The sequence below is a fragment of the Shewanella sp. KJ2020 genome (assembly GCF_024197625.1).
Lineage (GTDB): Bacteria > Pseudomonadota > Gammaproteobacteria > Enterobacterales > Shewanellaceae > Shewanella.
On the sequence record NZ_JAKUKD010000030.1, the window covers coordinates 253,189 to 273,841 of the forward strand.

The following is a 20,653-nucleotide window of genomic DNA, read 5'->3' on the forward strand; positions in this document are numbered from 1 at the left end:
AGCTTAATCATAAAAAAACCAGCAGCGATGCTGGTTTTTTTATGGCATCAATATTTAAAGACGCTGTTGACGACCTAGGCCTATCACTGCAGCAAAGACGAGGAATAACCAGCCTAAACTGCCACCAGAGCTTGCTGGCGCTTTGGCATCTTTTTCGATAGCAAGATAATTCACTAAGCCGATTAACTCATCTAAGGTTTTGATGTTACTTAAGTTAACCGCGTATTTATCATTCACAATAAAAGTGGGAACGCTCTCAACTCGGAACTGTTCCTGCTGTGCGCGCCACAGGGCAAGTTTTTCATCTGTGTCTTTGCTATCGGCCAGTTCATCATACTTGGCTGCATCTATGCCGAATTGGGCGAAGACTTTTTTAATATCATCGCGGCTGTTGATTTGCGGCTCATGTTGGTGACCAGGTGCGCTGTGATCATGGCCATTTGCGCCTGCTTCACCTTGGATAGCGGTGAACATGGCATGGGTAATCGCCTCTTTATTCTCAACGTTTTGAATAACCGCGAGCGAGCGCATCACCTCAGTGCCGATTGCACTATTCATAAAATCGACATGCTTGCTATCAAAGCTAATCTGCTTATTTAAATTAGCTTTAATATCAGGTAGATAATTTGTTTCCATATTGAAGCAGTTATGGCAGTAAAAGGAGTAAAACTCAGTGAGTTTGGGCTCGCTGCTCGGGGCCTTATCGGACACTTGGGTGTAATGGGTGCCTTCGACAAAGTTGGCGGCAAACGCGCTTAACGGTGTGACAATTAAGGCTACAGCCAAGGCTAATGGTTTGATCATATGTTCCTCAAAGTCGGTTAGATTGAATTTAGATCATCTGTTAACGGCTCGGCAAAGTAGGCGCTAGACAAACAGGGAATGTTTCTTCTTGAAGTGACGCTTGCCAAGATGCCAGTGTTCACAAAGGGTTCCAGAGTAAATTGAAAGGCTTAATTATCGCTGAATTGCCGAGGAGATATTGGACTAAATCTGTGATCCCAAGAGCTATTTCCCCTGAGATTTACAGTACTGCAAAGGGGATCACATTTCTTTCTGGATGATTTAGCTGCAATAGTGAGCGGCAATGCGCCTTAAGCAATGTCCCTTAGGGATTGCCAAGCCTCACAGACTTCGCGGAACCGCGTGGCATCACCGTCTGGCCGATCCGGATGCCATTTTAAGGCTAAACGGCGCCATTGTTTGCGAATATCCCGCGCGCTTGCACTCTCATCTAACTCAAAGACTCTGAGGGCATGGCCCTTGTTCATCAAGTTTACATTGAGGCCAATATAACTCTTATAACTGCTCCAGAAGGCTTCCAATAACTCTCGAATGACATTTTCACTGGCATCGTAATTATTCCAGTCAAGGTAGTAATCCCTCAGGGCTGAATCTTGCATAATCAACAGGTTAACATTAGATGGGACTAAGCGAAATATTTGGATTTCCATGGCTTTAACTTGCAGCCATTGCTTAGGTAGCAGTATGTCTTGTAATTCGAACAGGGCATTCATCAACAGGAAATTGCGCTTAAAAAGATCGTTACCCGGATTGTCATCTAGGGGATGAATAAGCCCTTTGCTTTGTAATTCTGTCGCAAGATGATGGATTTTCCAACTGTGGTTTGAAGCTTGTAAAACCGTAAGCAACGGCCAAATCAGTGGGTTATCACCCTTAGTGTTTGCAACTCGAATCGATTGAGGTTCTTCAGTGAGAGAGGGTTTGGCAAATAACATACTGACTGTCCCATCCTATTGGTTTGCAAAGCTTAAGTGGTGAAAAGAGGCTTTATCTTATCGAACAAATGGTTATGGCTAGCCGTGGTTTTTAAAGCCTTACATTCGCCCATAAAACCGCAGTAAAAAGAGACTATGCCATAGAGCAAAAGTGTAGGCAAAGATGGATTTTAGGGCAATGGTTCCGCGAGTCACTCCATCTTTTTGTTGGTTTTAGGGATGATTAAGAGCCTGCTAAGCGGTATTTTCATGCAAAAAATTTAAACACTGTTAAATCAAGGGCATTCTATTTGTACTGTAGGCCGATTTGTAGGTCGATTTAGATTTCGGTGAAGATCACTTCCTGTGCTAAACGAGACTTAGGCAGTAGGGCGTTGAAATCTTCTTCCGAGCGATAGCCGAGGGCGACGACAACGGAAGCACATAGGCCCTTTTCCCGTAGACCTAAAACTTGATTCAGTTTAGTGGCATCGAAGCCTTCAATCGGGCAGGCATCGATATCTAACACGCTCGCGCCTAGCATTAAGGTGCCGAGTGCTAAGTAGACCTGCTTTTCCATCCAATGTTGCACATCTTTCAGCTCATATTTGTGCATATTGGCAAAGAAGGAGCGGCCATTATGTTGGCCTTGCTTGGCTTCTTCGTTGGCAAAACGGCCATCCTTTGCTTCTTGCTCTAGCACTTGCAGTAAGTGTGTTTCATCCAATTGGGTGCGAGTACAGAGGACGACTACATGGGAAGCATTGAGGATTTTTTGGGTATTAAATGCGAAGTTCTCGGTCGCCTGTGCCACTAACGCTTTGCCTTCGGCGGTACTGGCCAGCACAAAGTGCCAAGGCTGCGAGTTAGTCGATGATGGGCTGAACTGCAATAAGGTTTTGATTTCTTCTATTTTATCCGCAGGGATTGTCTTAGTAGGATCAAACGCCTTAGTGGTGTAACGCTTTTTCGCGAGAAAACTTAAATCACTCATGTAACTGCTCCATATCATCGAGGAATACAAATTTAGTACAGCATTTTAAGCGGGTTTACGTAAAAAACAATGTGATCAAAACGGTTATCAGTTTCAAAATATTTTTGAAACACAGTGTCGGATCAGCACTGGGAATACTTAGTGCTGAAAACGACTTTATTGGGTGTTAAGAGTGGATATCTGATGTCATCCTAAACCTTAACAGTAATCTCACTCATTTGTGGATAGAGATAAGAAGATGTCTTTCTATACTGTTGTTTTATAATTGGTATTTTTATAGTTGTGAGTCACTATTGAGAATCACTGATATAGATCAAGGATACTCTATAACACTGTTGTTTCTTATGTCTTTAACGCTATTCCTTTGCTACATTTTGTTGTGAAGCATAAGTGACTATTTCATTTTTTCTGGAGGAAGTGTGGCGAGATTACTGATGTTGTTTATTGTATTCAGCCTATTTCCAATAGCTTTTGGCTATGGGAAAGAATTGAAATTTGCTGTAGTGCCAAAATTTTATAGTGTTTTTTTTGACCAAAGTAAAAATGGCTGTATAGATGCTGCTGCACAAATAGAAGGTGTGGAATGTATCTATCGAGGACCAGACATAAGCAGTGTTAGATTACAAGATCAGGTGATTAATCAACTGATTGATGAAGGTGTCGATGGTATTGCTGTCGCGGTTACACAATCTAAATACCTCGTAGAACATAGCCTAAAAAGAGCCAAAGAAGCCGGAATTCCAATTGTTACCTATGACTCTGATTTTGATGCATCTATCAACGACGACCCTAAGAATTTTCGCTTGGCGTATATAGGCACTGACAATTTTGAACTGGGTAAGTCATTAGGTGAAGAGTTAAAAAAACTTAGGCCTAATGGGGGAACGTTGATTATGCAATCAGGACGACCAGATTCCCCCAATTTGAATTTAAGGCTGATGGGGGTTCGTTCTGCTTTATCGGGAAAAAAATACGATGCTCCTCCTGGAAAATTACTTAATAACGATCTGGGCTGGACAGAAGTGAGAGAACCTTTATTTAATTTTGATCAACTTAGTCAAGCCGTTAAACAAATGGAGTCTGTCATGAAAGGTAAGCCTGTGAAAGCGGACTCGTTTATTGCGGTTGGAGGTTGGGCGCAAAATAATGATGCACTCTACCGTGAGATGATTGCCCCATACCGAGGAAAAATTAATGACAAAGAGGTCATCATCGTTATTACTGACACTTCTCCAGAACAATTAATGATGTTGAAAGATAATCTTGCTCATATCAATGTGGGACAAAATCCCTATGAAATGGGAAGGCAGGCAATTTTGACGCTACATAGTATTGTCACAAAACAAAAGTATGAAGAAATAATCTACACACCTGTCACATTTTGCACGCCACAGAACTTCGATACCTGCGATAAGCGTACAGGAATGTAATGGTATGACTAAGATGATACTATTCAGCATGGCTATCAACATCTTCGATATTTGGATGTAGATAAAACCGGATGTTTCTTTAAGTCATTAGAAGCTTACTGGCGTTCACTGCCTGATATTGACGTTAGCTAACTGTTCCATCGTTAACTGATGGAACAGTCAGCCCGCTGAACTAACTGTTTAGAGCAATGAATATTGAGTTTGATTAACGCAGTACCTTGCTTAAAAATGCTTGGGTACGGGCTTCTTTGGGGTGGCTGAATAGCTCATCGGGTGGGCTAGATTCGACCACATAACCGCCGTCCATAAAGATCACCCGATCGGATACATCGCGGGCAAAGCCCATTTCGTGGGTGACAATCACCATGGTCATGCCCTTTAGCGCTAAGTCTTTCATCACGTCGAGCACATCGCCGACCATTTCAGGGTCGAGCGCCGATGTTGGCTCATCGAACAGCATTAAGTCCGGCTCCATCGCTAATGCGCGGGCAATGGCGACCCTTTGTTTTTGGCCGCCCGATAGACTAGCGGGGTAGGCATTAGCTTTGTCACTTAAACCAACCTGTGCCAGTAGTGCTAAAGCTTTTTCTTCCGCCTGAGACTGCGTCATTAGTTTTAGGCTGATGGGCGCTAAGGTGATGTTTTGGATGACGGTTTTATGGGGGAACAGGTTAAAGTTTTGAAACACCATCCCCACTTTCTGCCGCAGTTTATCGACGCAGGCGTTTGGCGCTGTGATCAATTGACCTTCAATCTCGATATCGCCTTGGCTTGGCTGTTCTAACAGATTGATACAGCGCAAAAAGGTACTCTTGCCACTGCCGCTTGGACCGATCACGCTCACCACTTCGCCCTGACGAATATGCTCGCTAATGCCCTTGAGCACTTGGTTATCGCCGAAGTTTTTATGCAGGTTGGTTATTTTAATCACTTTGTTTCAACCTCTTTTCAAATTTCGACAGCACAAACGTGAAGCTGTAGGTCAGGAATAGATAAATAAGGGCGCAGGTAAATAAGGGCACACTGTCCTCGAAGGTACGGCTACGGATGATTTCACCGGCGCGCATCAGGTCAACGCCACCGATAAAGCCGATGACGGCGGTTTCCTTGAGGAGCACGATAAATTCATTACCAAGGGCGGGCAGAATATTCTTGATCGCTTGGGGCAGAATAATCGACTTCATGGTCATCGCTTGGGATAAGCCAAGTGAACGTGCCGCTTCGGTTTGCCCTTTGTCGACGGCTTGAATCCCCGCGCGGATGATCTCCGAAATATAGGCGCCGCTATTGAGACCAAAGGCGATAATAGCGGCGGTGATCTTATCGACATCTAAGGCTGAAAGTACGATGAAGTAAAGGATCACTAACTGCACAACCACTGGCGTACCACGGATCACGCCGACATAAAGATTGGCGGGAAAGCGGATATACCACTTAGATGACATTTTCATCAGCGTGGTGCCAACGCCCAGTACTGCACCTAATAACATGGCAAAGAAAGTGACGATAAGCGTGACCTTCAAACCATTTAAAATCAGCAGTATGCCTATCATGCCATCGTCGCCTATTGGGCTAAATAGCGAGGTATTGATTGCATCTATCATAGGTATCACTTGATATGGGCAGAAACGAGCGTCTGATATTGGCCGTCGGCTTTCATGTTAGCCAGTGTTTTGTTGATGCTCGCCAGCAGTTCAGGCTGTTGTTTCGATACGGCAAAACCATAAAACTCAGCGGGAAAGTCCAGTTTAATCATCTTTAATTCAGGATTTTTAGCCAGATAGTTAGCGGCGGGTTCGCTATCGAATAGCACTAAATCTACCTTGGCATTTTTAAGTTCCATAATGGCTTCAAAACCCGTGTTAAAGGCGGTGACTTGCTCGGTATATTTTTTTGCCATCATATCGGCGGTTGAGCCGAGCTGCACTGCAAAGTGTTTACCCTTAATATCTTCGAGCGTATGAATACTATCGTTATCTTTGTTAACGAGTATTACTTGGGTCGCCTCGTAGTATGGCTCTGAAAAGTTAACGCTGGCTTGGCGTTCTGGGGTGATTGTCATGCCCGAGGCGATAAAGTCAATTTTGCCGGAATTGAGCGCAACGATAAGCGAATCGAATTTCATATTTTCGATTTTGAGCGTTTTGCCCGCATCCTTGGCAATCTGCTTTGCCAGATCGATATCAAAGCCTTTGATTTCATCACCACTTTGGCCACCAACATATTCGAAGGGAGGGAAGGCGGCGTTGGTGCCCACCACTAATACCTCATCGCTTTTTCCGCATCCAGCTAACAACAAGGTGGCAGTTAAGGTCAGGCCGCCTAATAACATGGATTTTTTCATTTTTGGCTCTCTTATCAATTTAATTGTGCTGACGGCGACTATAGGCAGATGAATGGATTGTGTCAATATTTATGCTGTAAAAATGATTATAAATTCATTTTAGCGTTTAAATCTTACTGGTGATTTTTAAACCGTTTTTTGCTGTGGCTTTATTTGATATTGAATTGTTTTTAAATAGTTAGTTTGTTGTGTATTGGTGGGGTTGGGCGATAAACCTCCGTTTTATGCTGCGATGATTTAAATCAGTTTCTATTCATTCGTTGAATAAAAATGTAATTTTTGCACCATTTACGATAAATGCTTGGCCAAATTGATTATTTTATTGGCATTTTAATCACACCTTTTAAGGGGTTATGGTTATTTTTTGCATAAATTAGGCTAATCTTTAGTCAGGATTAAATAGCAACTATTGGAGCAGAATGTGAGATACCTTAGTTTAGCGTCGCTTGCTTTTTTATTAAATTTATCAACGTCGGTGAGTGCTGAAGAACAAACTCAATGGCATTACAGCTTAGGTATTCACGATTTTGTGGTGGATGAGGAAAACTCCCACACCTTTGGTGCGAATATGAGCTTGTATATCGCGCACCAAACCGCGTCGGATATTCAGCTTTCCGCTTTGCTCGACGTTTACCTCGACGTGGATGTGGACGATTTAGACCCTGATCATATTCCCGTCTGGTTTAAATCTGATTATGCCGCGATAGGTGAACTCTATCGTGTTAATCCCGCTTTTTTCCTAGGTTGGCAGGTCGACTTACAGGGCAAACGTAATACGGTTAGCTCGGTAGAAAAACAAATTAAGTTATTTCCAGCATTAACTGCCAATTACCAAGGTCAGCGAATGCTGGCCCAGCTAAAGGCGGGCGCCGGATATTACTTCATGGAGATTGATGACGACGTGCCAAGGACCCGAGGTTATGACAGGGGCGATTTTGGCAACGATGGGCTCGCCTACACTGCGATGGGCCGTTTTGGTTTGGATATCACGCCTAAGTTACATATGAACATTGCAGCGCAAACTTGGCATGATGGTGACGCATGGCTTGAAGATCAATATCGATTTGACCTGACCTACCAAACCAATTTCTGGGCTGAGCATAGCCAGTGGGTATTGGACATTGAGCACACTCAATACAATCTTGATCACTACGCCAAGGTCGATGTGAATTCACCCGATTATCTGCCTATTTTACCTTGGGATAACGATACCTTAGTGCGTTTGAGCCTCGTAGTGCCTTGGTAGCCCTGAGTCCCAGAGCCTCGAATTTGAAGCTTCAGAGCTTCAGGGTTTCAGAGTTTCAAGCTTCAGAGTCCTGAGCGTCCCAGAGTCTGGGGTGCTCAGGCTGCGTTTAGGCGGAAGAGCAGCGCCAAAAGTGGACATTATTTATGGGCTAAGTGCTTCTCGACCAAGTTAATCATGGCCTTGGCCGCGAAGGATAACACTTGATCTCTACGCCAAAAGAGTGACAACTCCCAACGCAGTTCGTCACTTGCTAGCGGAATATTAACGACTCCAGCGACACTATAACGCCGTGCGATTGAGCGCGGCAGTATCATCACTCCCGTGCCCGCTGCCACTAAGGCAATACCAAAATCGGCTTGGCTGACACGGGTGATATTTTGGGGAGTAAATCCCGTAAGCTGGCAGGCCTTAAGCACTAATTGGTAGAGGGTATACTCGGTTTCAAACATGACCTGAGGCTGATCCTTTAGATCGATAATCGACAGCATAGTTCTGGAAGCTAAGGCATTTTCCCTTGGTAGTACGACAACCATAGGATCGTTAAATACCCGAATGCCATCGTAACCCTCATCGAAGTTGATGATCCCTGTGGCGAGCTCAATTTCCCCCTTTTGAATAGCAATGGTTTGCTCAACGCCGCCACGGACGAGCAAGTGCATCTCTATTTGTGGGTATTGCTGGCGATATTTGGCAATTATTGGGGCAAAAATTTCGGCGCTGCCCAGCGGAGCTAATCCGAGATTGAGTTCACCGGCGGTTAAGCTGCGCTGCGCCGCGAGTTCGGCTAGCATGCGTTGTCTTCCCGCGAGCAATTCTTTACCGTGGCGATAGACGACTTCTCCTGCGGGGGTGAGTTTAACTTGAGTGCCGCGTTTACCCCGTTCCAGCAAGGTCAGTTCCAGTTCATCCTCTAATTGCCTTACGGCTTTGGAGAGGGCGGGCTGAGTAAGGTGTACTTTTTCCCCTGCTTTACCAAAGCCGCCCGCATCAACGATTTCAATAAAATAGCGGATCACTTTCAGATCCATGTTTACTCACCTTAAATGCATTCTTAAAAATTATGGATTACATTCTTAATATTCATTTTTTTTATTAAATAGGCAAGCCTAAACTATCGCTATAGAAACTGTTCACTACAGAAACTGAGAGTTAATCGAGAACGTCATGTTATTTCCAGCCGCAATACGTCGATGCCGCTATGGGGCTTTGCTCTTTATTCAAATAGGTTTGTTTTGTTTGTTGTCCTTTGCTTGCCACTGGCTGGCAATTTGGGCGCATTTACCCATACCGGGTAGCGTGCTTGGTTTAGGCATATTATTGATTTTACTCGGTTCTAAACTTATACCTGAGAGTGCAGTGCAATTGGGCGCCGCATGGCTTATCGGTGAGTTATTGCTGTTTTTTATTCCGCCCGTGATATCCGTTATCAAGTATGAAGGACTATTTGAGCAATATGGCATCAATATCCTTTTTACGCTGGTGATGGGTAGTATCTGTGTGATGGTGGGAACGGGATTTGTGGTAGACAGAGTGTTTCGTTTCGAACGTCAGCTCAATATTAAGAAGCATGCTCGCCGCCATGCTAAGGCCATTTAGGATGTTTAACCTAGATCTAAGCGCTGTGGGTTTATCCTCGTTATTGTTTTCTCAAACAGGGCTAGCACTGCTTAGCCTATTGCTGACCCTATGCAGTTATTTTGCCGCTAAACGTTTATATCAACTCCATAAAGTCTGGTGGCTAGCACCGATAGTATTCGCCCCAGTGGTGATCACTCTATTGGTATTTAACTTAGATATTCCCTTGCCGACCTATTTTGAATACACCCATTGGCTAATGGCCATGTTGGCTCCGGCGACCATCGCCTTTGCGCTGCCGATTTACCGCGAACGCCAGTTGATCCGTCAGTATCCACTGACTCTCACTTTGGGTGTAGTGGCAGGGCTATTTTTGGGGATGATCTCGAGTTGGTTGTTAGTGAAGTGGGTGCCACTTCCCGCTGAGCTTTCAAGGAGTCTATTAGTACGCTCGGTTTCAACGCCCTTTGCGATGGAGGCGACGGGGGCGTTTGGTGGGGTGCCAGAGCTTACCGCCATGATGGTACTGATCACGGGGATTATTGGTATGTTAGTGTGCGAACCCTTATTTAAGCTGATGCACATTCGAACCTCCCTAGGTAAAGGTGTTGCGCTGGGGGCATCGGCCCATGGGGCAGGCGCCGCCAAAGCCAGCGAGTTAGGCCAGCAGGAGGGCGTTATCGCCAGTTTAACCATGATTTTTATCGGTATTGCTATGGTGTTAGGCGCTCCGGTGTTTGCAGTGATCTTCAGTTAGTTTTAGTGAGTGATTAGTGAGTTTGCGTTAACCATCTCGACTTTAATTTAATTTCGTCAGCTTTAATGATTTTGTTTTACCTCTTCGGGCGCTAACCTCTGCTTGGGTTATGCGCCCATTTTTTTAGTTGGTAGTTAGTTATGACGAAATTGAATCGAGTAGGGACTTAGGATGGAAAAGCAGACAAGCGTGTCGAATGTGACGCTACGGCCAATCAAGCAAAGCGACCTTGAGCAACTCTTTATCCATCAACGGGATCCGATTGCTTGCCAATTGGCACAGTTCCCCTCGCGGGATCGTGAGGCTTTTTTTGCCCATTGGCAGCAAAATATTCTCGGGCAGGCGTCTGTGCTGGCACTGGGGATAGAGGTGGATGGTCTGCTTGTGGGAAATATCGGCCATTGGCATGTGGATGGACAGGCGCTGATTGGTTACTGGGTTGACCGCGCATTTTGGGGGCGTGGGGTGGCGACGTTAACCTTGAGCGCTTTTTTACCTTTAGTCGCCTCAAGGCCGCTTTTTGCCCATGTTGCGAAGCATAACATCGCATCTCAGCGGGTGTTGCAACGTCACGGATTTGTAAATACGGATGGTTTAATTCAAGAGGAGGGTGACGCTGCGCCATTGTTCGAGTTTGTGCTGCGCTGATGCTGAAACAGGCTATTTGGCCAATGGCTTAAACATTTATCGAGGAGATTTGATTTATTTTAGCGAACACATTATTTGAGAAATCTATTTAGATAAGCGAGTCTTATCGTAAATTTAGATTTATCAACCCGACTTTAGTCTAATGCTGAGTAGCTTGACCTCACTGCATAACTCAATGAAACTCATCATTTAATCATCTCCCACTAAAGTATGGGTAATTAAATAATGTTAATTTTCTTCATTTGTCTTGCGCTGTTAGCGCTTGCATACCGGTTTTACAGTCCATTTGTTGAACGCCAAGCGGGTATCGATCCTAAGGCACTGACTCCTCAAGCCAGATTTAAAGATGGCGTGGATTATGTTCCTGTTCACCCCTTCAAAGCGTTTTTGATCCAGTTCCTCAATGTGGCTGGTGTGGGGCCGATTTTTGGTCCTATTCTTGGCGCTCTCTATGGTCCTATTGCTTTAGTCTGGATTGTGCTTGGCAATATTATTGGTGGTGCTGTACACGATTACTTTTCGGGTGTACTCAGTATTAAGGAAGATGGCAAAAGTCTGCCGGAAATTGCAGGGCATTACTTTAATATTTACTTTAAAGGCGTGATGTTGCTCTTTACTGCTATGTTGCTGTTTTTTGTGGGCGTGGTGTTTATTATGAGCCCAGCGGGACTTTTGAGTAATCTGGATTACTTTAAAGACACCATTTTTGGCAATAACACCTTCTGGGTACTAGTGATTTTAGTTTATTACTTTTTAGCGACTATGTTGCCGATTGATAAAATCATTACCAAGTTATATCCCGCATTTGGTTTGTTAATGGTCGTTATGACCACATCAATTGCAGTTGCATTAATGCTCCATGCTCCGCAGTTACCAGAAATGGGTGATGTGTTCGCCTATTTTGACCATAGTCATTATAACAATGACTTACTCGAGCCTAACCCTGATGGGTTACCTGTATGGCCACTGCTGTTTGTGACTATTACTTGTGGTGCAATTAGTGGTTTTCATTCGACTCAAGCACCAATTATGGCCCGCTGTTTAACCAACGAGAAATATGTTCGTCCGGTTTATTATGGTGCTATGGTTGCTGAAGGTATTGTGGCATGTGTCTGGGCTACTGCGGGTATTGCCGCTTTCCCTGGAGGATATGTTGAACTGAAGAGCCTGCTGGATCAAGGTGGTCCTGGCTTAGTGGTTAACCAAGTGGCGACAACCTATCTTGGAGTACTGGGCGGCGTGATGGCGATTATTGCTGTTGCTGTATTCCCTATCACTTCGGGAGATACTGCTTTTAGATCCTTACGTTTAACGATAATTGACGCATTTAATATTCCACAGAGTATGCGTAATCGTTTACTCGTCGCAGCCCCGGTCCTTACCATTGCTTACTTTATGACAAAGATCGATTTCTCATTGATTTGGCGCTACTTTGCCTTCTCAAATATGTTGTTATCGACCAGTGTATTGTGGCTAGCGACTAAATATTTATTCGATAGAGGCACTTTCCATTGGATTGTGAGTTTACCTGCAATAGCTGGAACCTGTGTGACGGTTTCCTATATCGTTACCGCGGGCATAGGGCTTGGTTTACCTCAATCTTTGAGCCAACCTGTGGGGATTGCGGTGGGCGTTATCTGCCTCGTAGCACTGATTATTGCCCATAACAGACGTAAAGTGGTTGTCGATCTGAAGTAATATTTAGTTTGTGATTAACTGTTTATCAGGGGCTACATTATGTAGCCCTTTTTAATACTATTTTCATAAACTGGCGTCAGTATTGAATATTGTTGTCGAGCCATATTCCATTGTATCGAAATTATGTTAGATTCTGGCGAACTGATGGAGATAGAGGTATGTTTATCACTGTCATCCACAGTTCTCCACAGGGCAGTCACTGCAATAACGCTTAAATTTGCAGAGAAGTGTCAGGAAGTTACACCAATTCAGAGTCTGCTTATGCAACCCAATTTATTTCCCAAACAAAGAAATGTTAACCGTGGAACTAGGCTAATACCCTCATCGGTTGAAGCTAAATCTCACCGCGGTCGCCTACAACGTATGGTTGGCAGTGTATTGCTGACCTGCAGCGTATTACTGAGTCTCTCGGCCTGTGCGGCTAGTAAGGTTAGCACACCGCAAGAGGGTGAAGCATTTAGCTATGCTTGGCTAAAAGGCTATGCCCATACGCTAGCATCAGGGCCCTATGTCAGCCATAAGGGCGAATTGCCTAAGAGCTTACAGGGCATGAGCTGGGATGATTACCAGCAATTCCATTATAAGAAAAAGGCCGCCATGTGGCGTGAGGATGATTCGGAGTTTCGCGCCGAACTGTTTCACTTAGGCCTCTATTTTGATACGCCAGTCCACATCTATGAGCTTGATGGGGGAAAGGCGGAGCTTATCGAATACTCACCCTCGATGTTTGACTATGGCAAATCTAAAGTGAAGGGTAGTCAGTTGCCAAAGGACCTAGGTTTTGCTGGCTTTAGAATGCAGTTTAATACCGATTGGCAACGGGACGTGGTCGCCTTCTTAGGGGCTAGCTATTTCCGTGCGGTAGGCCAAGAAATGCAGTACGGCCTGTCAGCCCGTGGTTTAGCTGTAGATACGGCATTGCCAAAACCTGAAGAGTTTCCGATGTTTACTCACTTCTGGTTAGAGAAACCACAACCCGGTTCTAACATCGCAACTGTTTATGCCTTGCTTGATTCACCGAGCGTGACTGGAGCTTATCGCTTCGATATCGAGCCGGGTGAGCGTTTAAAGATGAAGGTGGATGTGGCGATTTATCCACGTAAAGCCATAGAGCGTTTAGGGGTTGCACCGCTAACGAGTATGTATATGGTCGGTGAAAATGATCGCCGCACCGGTTACGACTGGCGTCCAGAAATCCATGATACCGATGGCTTAGCCATGCACACGGGCAACGGTGAATGGATTTGGCGTCCGCTAGCTAACCCAGAAAATCTGCGATTCAACGCCTATAGCGATGAAAATCCAAAGGGTTTTGGTTTATTGCAGCGGGATCGTAACTTCGATCATTATCAGGATGATGGTGTTTTCTATGAAAAACGTCCGAGCCTGTGGATCGAACCAACGGGGAACTGGGGTAAAGGTTCGGTACAGCTAGTGGAAATTCCAACCCTAGATGAAACCTTCGATAACATAGTGGCCTTCTGGAATCCTGCTGAGCCTATCCTGCCAGGTCAAGAATTGCTATACAGCTACAACATGTACTGGGGCGGCATTCCACCGGTTCAGTCACCCCGTGCTCGGGTTGTTGATACCTTCACCGGGATTGGCGGCGTAGTTGGCCAAAAACGCAAATACTACAGTAAGCGTTTTGTGGTGGATTTCGCGGGCGGCACTTTGCCTATGATAGGCAAAGACACCCAAGTTAAAGCGGTGATCACTGCATCTGAAGGTAAAGTCGAAATTGAATCAGCGCGTCCGTTAGCGTCGATTAATGGTTATCGCGCTATGTTTGACGTAGTGCCACCCGGAGACGGTACAGAGCCTATTAACCTGAGAGTCTATTTGGAGGTCGATGGTCAGCCATTGTCTGAGACTTGGATGTATCAGTGGACTCCACCTGCTAAGGATGATCGTGAATTGCACAACGCGGGTCATCTGCAATAAGCTATTTGTGAGTCATTAACCTAAAACGCCAGCTAACTTAGCTGGCGTTTTTGTTTTGGCTCTATTCTTATACAGCTTGATAGGTTAAGACTAGATTATCTAAAAAATGCCCCAGCAACTGATTCATTCGAGTCGTTGATTGCTCCAGGATAAACTCAGGGCTTTGAATATATGGCATTTTAGGCCGGCTGGAAAAAGCATTTTCTTGGGCAATGAGTGGTGTTAATTGGCTACTGATAAATTCAAGATGGCATTGGAATCCAAAGACTAAATTTGTGTAACGTACAATTTGCCGTGGGCAAGCTTCACTCGTGGCGAGCACTTCGCAATCGGGAGTGAGGCCTGGCATATCATTATGCCAGTGGCCGACCACTTCAGTGGTCGAAAATGCCTTAAGGTTAATATCACTTTTTCCTGCCGCTGTCAGTTCAATGGGGAAGTAACCAATCTCGGCATGTGGACTCTTTTGATAACGGGCACCTAATGCCTCACCGATTAACTGTGCCCCAAGACAAACCCCCACAACGGCTTTATTTGTTTGGATAGCTTGTCTGATAAGTCTTTGTTCTGCTTGGCTATCAAAATATGGGCAATCGCTTTGGCACGTCGCGGGAGACTGGGGGCCGCCGAGGATAATTAATAGATCAAAACCATCACTATTGTCGGGTAGGGCTTCACCTAGATAGACTCTGCTAAAGCTCATACTGTAGTTTTTGCTTGCGGCCCAATCGCTAAAATAGCCTGGACCTTCATAGCTTTCATGGATAATGCAATGAATGCGCATCGATTTTTCCTGTGTCTTTTATGGGATAACGCTATGCTACAATCCTTTGTATTTGGCTGAATAACGTCATATGGACAAGTAATGATGCTAAATCGCCAACTCGATTCGATTAACGCCATTATTGAGCAAGCGCCTAATATGCCTTCTTTTGTAAAAACGATTGAGATGCAGAAGGGTTATGTGGATGTTTTACACCAGCACTGCTGGCATCAGCTTATTTTTCCGCTCCAAGGTCTGTTACAGACAGAGGCAAATGGGACACTGTTTTTAGTCCCCCATACCACAGCGCTTTTTGTGCCAGCTGGTGTGATACATGAGTCTGTTGCGATTACAGATACCTGCTTTATTGGTGTCTATTTGAATCCTATGTATGGGCGAGATTATGGCGCCACAATTAAACCCGTCGCTATGAGTGCTTTTCTAAGGGAGTTAGTGCTAACGCTCAGAAAACAATGTGCTTTTAATATCCCAATGAATGTTGAGCCAATGGTTCTGGCGCCAATACTGCGTTTGCTTGAGGTGTTATACGATCAAATTAATAGTGCGGAAGGACAGACGTTTAAGTTACTGATACCGCAAGATAGGCGTCTAAAATTGATTTTTGAGCATTTAACCCAAACGCCAGCTTTAGATTTCTCTTTAGCGAAATGGGGGGAGATGGTTGGGGCATCGGAACGAACATTGTCGAGGTTATTTGTGAGAGAGTTTGGTTCTTCATTCGTATTATGGCGTCAACATTTGCGGCTGATCTATTCGCTGTCATTATTGGCCACTGACCTATCAATACAGAATGTGGCCCACCAAATTGGTTATCAAAATGATTCATCCTATATCAAAGCCTTCAAGGAGCGTTTTGGGATGACGCCACAGCGATTTCGCTTAGGCGATCATGGGGTATAGCGCTGTTACGACTTATGATAACGAGCACTCTCTTTAAATATATTTTTACATGTATAATCAATATTTTGGGTGTTTTCCGTGCACTGTTGTTCATATAGTTGAACAAAATGAAGCCCGTGTTAATTGCAAGCATGCTACTGAGTTATTGAGGGCTAATTCACTTTTTGACAATCTAAATAATTTTTCACTGTAAAAGAGGTTAAATATAGGCGTAATCTGTGGGCGTTCTCGCCATGGGTCAGTATGTTATGTTTGAAATGTTCACCACGTTAGGCTTTGCTTGGTCTGTGGGTTTAGTGCTTGCGATACTGTTTGTATTGGCATACGAGTTCATCAATGGTTTCCACGACACTGCCAATGCGGTGGCTACGGTCATTTATACCAAGGCAATGCCAGCCAATTTTGCCGTTGTTACCTCTGCGCTCTTTAATTTTGCAGGTGTGCTATTAGGTGGCTTAGGTGTGGCCTATGCGATAGTGCATTTGTTGCCTGTAGACTCCTTGCTCAGTATGGATTCGACCCAAGGTTTATTGATGGTCTTTTCCTTGCTGTTTTCGGCAATTATTTGGAACTTAGGCACTTGGTATTTTGGTATTCCTGCATCGAGTTCCCATACCTTGATTGGTTCAATAATGGGCGTTGGCGGCGCGTTCGCTTGGATGAACCATCAGCCTATCTTGCAGGGCATTAATGTCTCCAAAGCCTCGCAGATCATGTTGTCCTTAATCATTTCGCCAACCTTAGGTTTTGTGATGGCAGGGATTTTTTTACTCATCATGAAATACGTCTGGCAGAAGCATAAAATTCACCGTACTCCCGATGAACAGATGCAGATTAATGGCAAAAAACATCCGCCATTTTGGGCAAGGGCGAGTTTAATTGTCTCTGCTATGGGGGTGAGCTTTGCCCATGGTTCGAACGATGGTCAGAAGGGCATCGGCCTAGTGATGTTAGTGCTGATTTGTATGGCTCCGGCGTATTTTGCCTTGGATATGAGCAGCCAACCCTATGATTTAGAACGAACTCAAGATGCCAATCGGCGCATTATGGCGATTTATGACCGCAATCAAACCGTTATCGCGGATGTCATCGATTTTAATGCTTCGGCAAACGTCCCTGAATATATGCTGGCCCATTGTTCACCCGCGAATGTATTACCGGCGATGTCGCTGCTCGATCGCCGTTTGGCAAAAGCCTCGACTTATCAAGACATGGATGTACAAGAGCGACGGGAGGTGCGTCGGTTACTCCTGTGTATCGATGATACTGCCCGGCAAGTGGCTAAGTTAGGCCTTCCCGCGAAAGATCTGACTTCATTGGCTCAATGGCGTAAGGATCTCACTCTAACTACTGAATATGCGCCTCTTTGGGTCATTATTGCCATTGCGACTGCACTGGGCTGCGGTACGTTAGTGGGCTGGCGACGGATTGTGTATACCGTTGGGGAAAAAATTGGTTCATCGAGTATGACTTATAGCCAAGGCATTGCCGCACAGGTCACTGCGGCCGTATCGATTGGTATTGCTAGTGTGACGGGCATGCCTGTATCGACGACTCATATTCTATCTTCAGCTGTTGCGGGCACTATGGTGGCGAATCGTTCAGGGCTTCAGATCCAAACGATCAAGCAAATCATGCTCGCTTGGCTGCTGACGCTTCCTATCACTATGTTGCTCTCTGCGTGCGTGTTTATCCTTGCCAATGCACTTTGGGGTTAGCTGAGAATACTCAAGCGAAATGCTCGCATAGCCAAGCTCCCGATGAGGTTGCTCTTGTGTTGCGCAGCTCGCTGAGCTTGGTGTAGCAGGGATTAATATTGAGGATAGCGGTGCTGGTGTTGCTGAGATGGTGGCAAAAATTAAAGCTATTCGCGCCGTTTTACCAAGAAAGTCCCATCTGTGTACTTGTCTCCTCTGGTTTCTTTTCAAGCAGACTTAGCTCTGGGAGATCAATGTGCGCTGCAATCTGCTCTCGCAGCGTTTGATAGAGACGGATAGCGAGTTCGGGGGCGGTTTGATTATCGGGAGTATGGATAAAAAAATAGGGCTCGCGGCCTTCGTTTAGCCAAATCGGCAGTTGCTTCTGCCAATTGTTAAAGAAGGCATCATTATTTTTGGGCAGTCCCACGGTTTCTGCCTGTGTGAACCCAGGCTCTGTTACATCAGTTTGTCCAATAAAACGCACAACTGGGGTATTTGCTGTGGCAATAGGATGTACAGGCAGCCGAGGCTTTTTCTTTTGGGCGTCGATGATGGCAGCGTTACTGGGCGGCAGGGCAAATAATGGACGACTATCCATAATGATGCGATTGATCCCTTTATCTATGAGTAATCGATTGAGTGCTCGTTCTGCATCACCCTTAGCAAAAAAAGCGGGGTGCCTCACTTCGACGCCGTAGTTGAGCCCTTGGGGGACTTGCGCTAAAAATTGTTTTAGTACAGGTAATTGTTCCGGCCCAAAGTGAGCGGGTAACTGTATTTTCCACACTCCCGTTTTCTCTATCAGTGGCGTCATTACCCGAAAAAAATCATTGAGTTCTTGTCCGCAAAGTAAAAGCTGCTTTTGGTGGGTAATGGTCTGTGGCAGCTTAAAGGTAAATCGAAAACTCTCTGGGGTAGCACTGTGCCAATTCAATACGGTTTGTTGGCTCGGTGTCGCATAGAAACTGGTGTTGCCTTCAACGGTATTAAAAATATCGGCATAGCGGGCAAGTCGATCGGCCTGCTTGGTTTCTCGGCCATAAACACTGTCTTGCCAATGCTGATGCGACCACATGGCTAACCCAATACGTAGGCTTCCGTGACGGTGTGAAGGCGGTACGAGTGGATTCAAATAAACATTCCTTTCACAATACTGTGGGTTTATCCCAGTATGATTTTCCCAATAAGAAATTGACCGTTATTGTGCCTATGTCACTATAGAAGCGTCAAATCCGTTGCAATTGTCTGAGTTAGGGCGGTTGTATACTCAATTATTATGGATAAATTAACGGCTTCGAAACGTCTATTCATTAATGTTGGTGATGGATCGACTCTGAAAATTATCCTACTCTAATAGTGTGTTAATGTACGCTTTGCATTACCTTCTGTTGAAATGGAACTTGAGTGGAGAACCGCGTGAAGAATGATGGTTACACATCCCTAAGTCATTTTATCGAGCTGTTATTAGATGCGATTTGTGTCGTCGATAAAACGGGACGATTTGAATTTGTGAGCGCCGGTGCCGAGCGAATTTTTGGTTATACCCCAGAAGAAATGATTGGCATGCAGATGTTAGATCTCGTGCTGCCGGAGGATAGGGAGCGCACTCTAGCGACCGCCCAGGAGATCATGGCCGGGCATTATAAAGTGGATTTTGAGAATCGATACGTCCGTAAAGATGGTTCAGTGGTCGATATTCTCTGGTCTGCGCGATGGTCAGAGGCCTATCAGCAACGAGTTGCAGTCGCCCGTGATATCACTAAGAGTAAAAATGCGGAACGTAGGCAGTCGGCCCTGTACGAGATCTCCGAGGCCGTGCATGTCACCGAGGATTTACTCGCGCTCTATAGTCGTATTCATCAAATTATGGCGAAACTCCTACCTGCGGCTAATTTTGCTATTGCACTCTATGATCAAGATTTAAATGAATTAAGCTTCCCTTACCGTGTCTTTTCCGAAAAGAATGCGGATGTCGACATCACAAGTTTTAGCGTTTTCACTGAACAAGTGATCCACAGTGCCGAGTCTTTACTGTTATGTCCTCTCACGTTAAGTGGGGAGGCTAGCGCCGCAGAGTGTGAGCATAATAGTTGTAATATTAGCTGGCTTGGCGTACCCCTTAAGTTACAAAAAGGGGTGATAGGCGCACTGGTGATGCATAGCGATCCTAGGTTTGCCTCTTATACCCAACAAGATCGTGAGTTAGCCGAATTTGTTTCAACTCAAATTGCTTTTGCTATTGAGCGTCGGCAGATGTTGGCTCGTTTAGAGCATATCGCTCTGTATGATCAATTAACCCATCTGCCAAATCGTGAGTTGTTTTATGATAGATTTCAGAAAGCATTGAATCGAGCTCACCGCGAGTCAAGTTACTTCTCTTTGCTTTACTTAGACTTAGATAAGTTCAAATGGGTGAACGATACCTATGGTCACAGTGTGGGCGATCTATTATTGCAAATTACCGCCCAACGTATCCTCAGTTGTGTGCGGGAGTCGGATACTGTGGCGCGTTTTGGTGGCGATGAGTTTGTGGTGTTGCTTGAGCGAGTGGATTCGGCTCAAAATACGCTATTAGTGGCGCAGAAAATACTGCAAATGCTAAATCAACCATTTGAACTTGCCGATCAACAGATCCATATTTTACCTAGCATAGGTATTGCCTTGTATCCAGAGCATGGCTTGGATGAGAAACAACTACTCTCTTGTGCCGATGCCGCTATGTATAAGGCGAAAAAGAATGGTGGCAATCGGATTGAGATGGGCTACCAAGGTTTAAGAACCGTGCAAGTTCAATCTTTACCTCACCTCGAAGTACAACTGATGGATGCTAAAAAAATGATGTAACTTCAGCATGAGTAAAATGCCCGATAATCTTTGGTTATCGGGCATTTTTATTGATGGCGTATGAGCTGTAT

At 45.0% G+C, this 20,653-nt stretch carries 19 protein-coding genes; 10 read left to right on the plus strand and 9 right to left on the minus strand.

Annotated elements, in window-relative coordinates; genetic code table 11:
- Positions 1-54: 54 nt before the first annotated feature.
- The 3 genes from MJO46_RS16440 to nfsB form a co-directional block, all read right to left on the minus strand.
- The gene (locus MJO46_RS16440) at positions 55-804 is read right to left on the minus strand and encodes a DsbA family protein (RefSeq protein WP_253990253.1); all 750 of its coding nucleotides are present in this window, start codon (positions 802-804) and stop codon (positions 55-57) included.
- A gap of 290 nt (positions 805-1,094) precedes the next feature.
- Complete coding sequence (locus MJO46_RS16445; protein ID WP_253990254.1) at positions 1,095-1,739, minus strand: DNA-J related domain-containing protein; 645 nt, start codon at positions 1,737-1,739, stop codon at positions 1,095-1,097.
- Between the two features lie 319 nt (positions 1,740-2,058).
- Positions 2,059-2,712, minus strand: a complete 654-nt coding sequence (nfsB, locus tag MJO46_RS16450) for an oxygen-insensitive NAD(P)H nitroreductase (RefSeq protein WP_198780890.1) — start codon at positions 2,710-2,712, stop codon at positions 2,059-2,061.
- Positions 2,713-3,131: 419 nt separating this feature from the next.
- On the opposite strand from nfsB, the gene MJO46_RS16455 reads away from it, so the two are divergent.
- Complete coding sequence (locus MJO46_RS16455) at positions 3,132-4,142, plus strand: sugar-binding protein (protein WP_253990255.1); 1,011 nt, start codon at positions 3,132-3,134, stop codon at positions 4,140-4,142.
- A gap of 205 nt (positions 4,143-4,347) precedes the next feature.
- Here MJO46_RS16455 and MJO46_RS16460 read toward each other — a convergent pair whose 3' ends face one another.
- The 3 genes from MJO46_RS16460 to MJO46_RS16470 are packed head-to-tail and all read right to left on the minus strand — an operon-like array spanning position 4,348 to position 6,486.
- Entirely contained in the window at positions 4,348-5,073 is a 726-nt protein-coding gene (locus MJO46_RS16460; RefSeq protein WP_253990256.1) for an amino acid ABC transporter ATP-binding protein, read from the minus strand.
- Entirely contained in the window at positions 5,066-5,746 is a 681-nt protein-coding gene (locus MJO46_RS16465; protein WP_253990257.1) for an amino acid ABC transporter permease, read from the minus strand. Before MJO46_RS16465 ends, MJO46_RS16460 begins: the two co-directional genes overlap by 8 nt.
- Before the next feature lie 5 nt (positions 5,747-5,751).
- Positions 5,752-6,486, minus strand: coding sequence for a basic amino acid ABC transporter substrate-binding protein (locus MJO46_RS16470; protein ID WP_253990258.1), 735 nt, complete (start codon positions 6,484-6,486; stop codon positions 5,752-5,754).
- 421 nt (positions 6,487-6,907) lie between these two features.
- On the opposite strand from MJO46_RS16470, the gene MJO46_RS16475 reads away from it, so the two are divergent.
- Positions 6,908-7,732: a hypothetical protein gene (locus tag MJO46_RS16475; protein WP_253990259.1), complete on the plus strand. Its 825-nt coding sequence runs from the start codon at positions 6,908-6,910 to the stop codon at positions 7,730-7,732.
- A 137-nt stretch (positions 7,733-7,869) separates the two neighbouring features.
- On the opposite strand, the gene MJO46_RS16480 is transcribed toward MJO46_RS16475, so the two are convergent.
- Positions 7,870-8,760: a LysR family transcriptional regulator gene (locus tag MJO46_RS16480; RefSeq protein ID WP_253990260.1), complete on the minus strand. Its 891-nt coding sequence runs from the start codon at positions 8,758-8,760 to the stop codon at positions 7,870-7,872.
- 136 nt (positions 8,761-8,896) lie between these two features.
- Here MJO46_RS16480 and MJO46_RS16485 point away from each other — a divergent pair, with 136 nt between their 5' ends.
- The 5 genes from MJO46_RS16485 (at position 8,897) to MJO46_RS16505 (ending at position 14,354) form a co-directional block, all read left to right on the plus strand.
- On the plus strand, positions 8,897-9,328 hold the full coding sequence (locus tag MJO46_RS16485; RefSeq protein ID WP_253990261.1) for a CidA/LrgA family protein: 432 nt from the start codon (positions 8,897-8,899) through the stop codon (positions 9,326-9,328).
- 1 nt (position 9,329) lies between these two features.
- Positions 9,330-10,064, plus strand: a complete 735-nt coding sequence (locus MJO46_RS16490) for an LrgB family protein (protein ID WP_253990262.1) — start codon at positions 9,330-9,332, stop codon at positions 10,062-10,064.
- Between the two features lie 171 nt (positions 10,065-10,235).
- Positions 10,236-10,712 carry a GNAT family N-acetyltransferase gene (locus MJO46_RS16495; RefSeq protein ID WP_253990263.1) on the plus strand — a complete coding sequence of 159 codons (477 nt, stop codon included), beginning with the start codon at positions 10,236-10,238 and terminating at the stop codon, positions 10,710-10,712.
- A gap of 225 nt (positions 10,713-10,937) precedes the next feature.
- Positions 10,938-12,410 carry a carbon starvation protein A gene (locus tag MJO46_RS16500; protein WP_253990264.1) on the plus strand — a complete coding sequence of 491 codons (1,473 nt, stop codon included), beginning with the start codon at positions 10,938-10,940 and terminating at the stop codon, positions 12,408-12,410.
- Between the two features lie 261 nt (positions 12,411-12,671).
- Entirely contained in the window at positions 12,672-14,354 is a 1,683-nt protein-coding gene (locus tag MJO46_RS16505) for a glucan biosynthesis protein (protein WP_253990265.1), read from the plus strand.
- A gap of 67 nt (positions 14,355-14,421) precedes the next feature.
- Here the strand turns inward: MJO46_RS16505 and MJO46_RS16510 are convergent, their stop codons facing one another.
- Complete coding sequence (locus MJO46_RS16510; protein WP_253990266.1) at positions 14,422-15,138, minus strand: type 1 glutamine amidotransferase; 717 nt, start codon at positions 15,136-15,138, stop codon at positions 14,422-14,424.
- An 84-nt stretch (positions 15,139-15,222) separates the two neighbouring features.
- Between MJO46_RS16510 and MJO46_RS16515 the strand changes: the two genes are divergently transcribed.
- Positions 15,223-16,038 carry a helix-turn-helix domain-containing protein gene (locus tag MJO46_RS16515; protein ID WP_367880937.1) on the plus strand — a complete coding sequence of 272 codons (816 nt, stop codon included), beginning with the start codon at positions 15,223-15,225 and terminating at the stop codon, positions 16,036-16,038.
- Positions 16,039-16,286: 248 nt separating this feature from the next.
- On the plus strand, positions 16,287-17,756 hold the full coding sequence (locus MJO46_RS16520) for an inorganic phosphate transporter (RefSeq protein ID WP_253990308.1): 1,470 nt from the start codon (positions 16,287-16,289) through the stop codon (positions 17,754-17,756).
- Positions 17,757-17,916: 160 nt separating this feature from the next.
- Here the strand turns inward: MJO46_RS16520 and MJO46_RS16525 are convergent, their stop codons facing one another.
- Positions 17,917-18,813, minus strand: coding sequence for a DUF72 domain-containing protein (locus MJO46_RS16525; RefSeq protein WP_253990309.1), 897 nt, complete (start codon positions 18,811-18,813; stop codon positions 17,917-17,919).
- A 341-nt stretch (positions 18,814-19,154) separates the two neighbouring features.
- Between MJO46_RS16525 and MJO46_RS16530 the strand changes: the two genes are divergently transcribed.
- Positions 19,155-20,582, plus strand: coding sequence for a GGDEF domain-containing protein (locus MJO46_RS16530; protein WP_253990268.1), 1,428 nt, complete (start codon positions 19,155-19,157; stop codon positions 20,580-20,582).
- Positions 20,583-20,653 lie beyond the last annotated feature (71 nt).

Coding starts and splice junctions, on each gene's coding strand:
- MJO46_RS16440 (WP_253990253.1), bottom strand. CDS start 804: ATGATCAAACCATTAGCCTTGGCTGTAGCCTTAATTGTCACACCGTTA.
- MJO46_RS16495 (WP_253990263.1), top strand. CDS start 10,236: ATGGAAAAGCAGACAAGCGTGTCGAATGTGACGCTACGGCCAATCAAG.
- MJO46_RS16505 (WP_253990265.1), top strand. CDS start 12,672: ATGCAACCCAATTTATTTCCCAAACAAAGAAATGTTAACCGTGGAACT.
- MJO46_RS16485 (WP_253990261.1), top strand. CDS start 8,897: ATGTTATTTCCAGCCGCAATACGTCGATGCCGCTATGGGGCTTTGCTC.
- MJO46_RS16515 (WP_367880937.1), top strand. CDS start 15,223: ATGCTAAATCGCCAACTCGATTCGATTAACGCCATTATTGAGCAAGCG.
- MJO46_RS16465 (WP_253990257.1), bottom strand. CDS start 5,746: ATGATAGATGCAATCAATACCTCGCTATTTAGCCCAATAGGCGACGAT.
- MJO46_RS16525 (WP_253990309.1), bottom strand. CDS start 18,813: ATGTGGTCGCATCAGCATTGGCAAGACAGTGTTTATGGCCGAGAAACC.
- MJO46_RS16510 (WP_253990266.1), bottom strand. CDS start 15,138: ATGCGCATTCATTGCATTATCCATGAAAGCTATGAAGGTCCAGGCTAT.
- MJO46_RS16500 (WP_253990264.1), top strand. CDS start 10,938: ATGTTAATTTTCTTCATTTGTCTTGCGCTGTTAGCGCTTGCATACCGG.
- MJO46_RS16490 (WP_253990262.1), top strand. CDS start 9,330: ATGTTTAACCTAGATCTAAGCGCTGTGGGTTTATCCTCGTTATTGTTT.
- nfsB (WP_198780890.1), bottom strand. CDS start 2,712: ATGAGTGATTTAAGTTTTCTCGCGAAAAAGCGTTACACCACTAAGGCG.
- MJO46_RS16520 (WP_253990308.1), top strand. CDS start 16,287: ATGTTTGAAATGTTCACCACGTTAGGCTTTGCTTGGTCTGTGGGTTTA.
- MJO46_RS16480 (WP_253990260.1), bottom strand. CDS start 8,760: ATGGATCTGAAAGTGATCCGCTATTTTATTGAAATCGTTGATGCGGGC.
- MJO46_RS16445 (WP_253990254.1), bottom strand. CDS start 1,739: ATGTTATTTGCCAAACCCTCTCTCACTGAAGAACCTCAATCGATTCGA.
- MJO46_RS16470 (WP_253990258.1), bottom strand. CDS start 6,486: ATGAAAAAATCCATGTTATTAGGCGGCCTGACCTTAACTGCCACCTTG.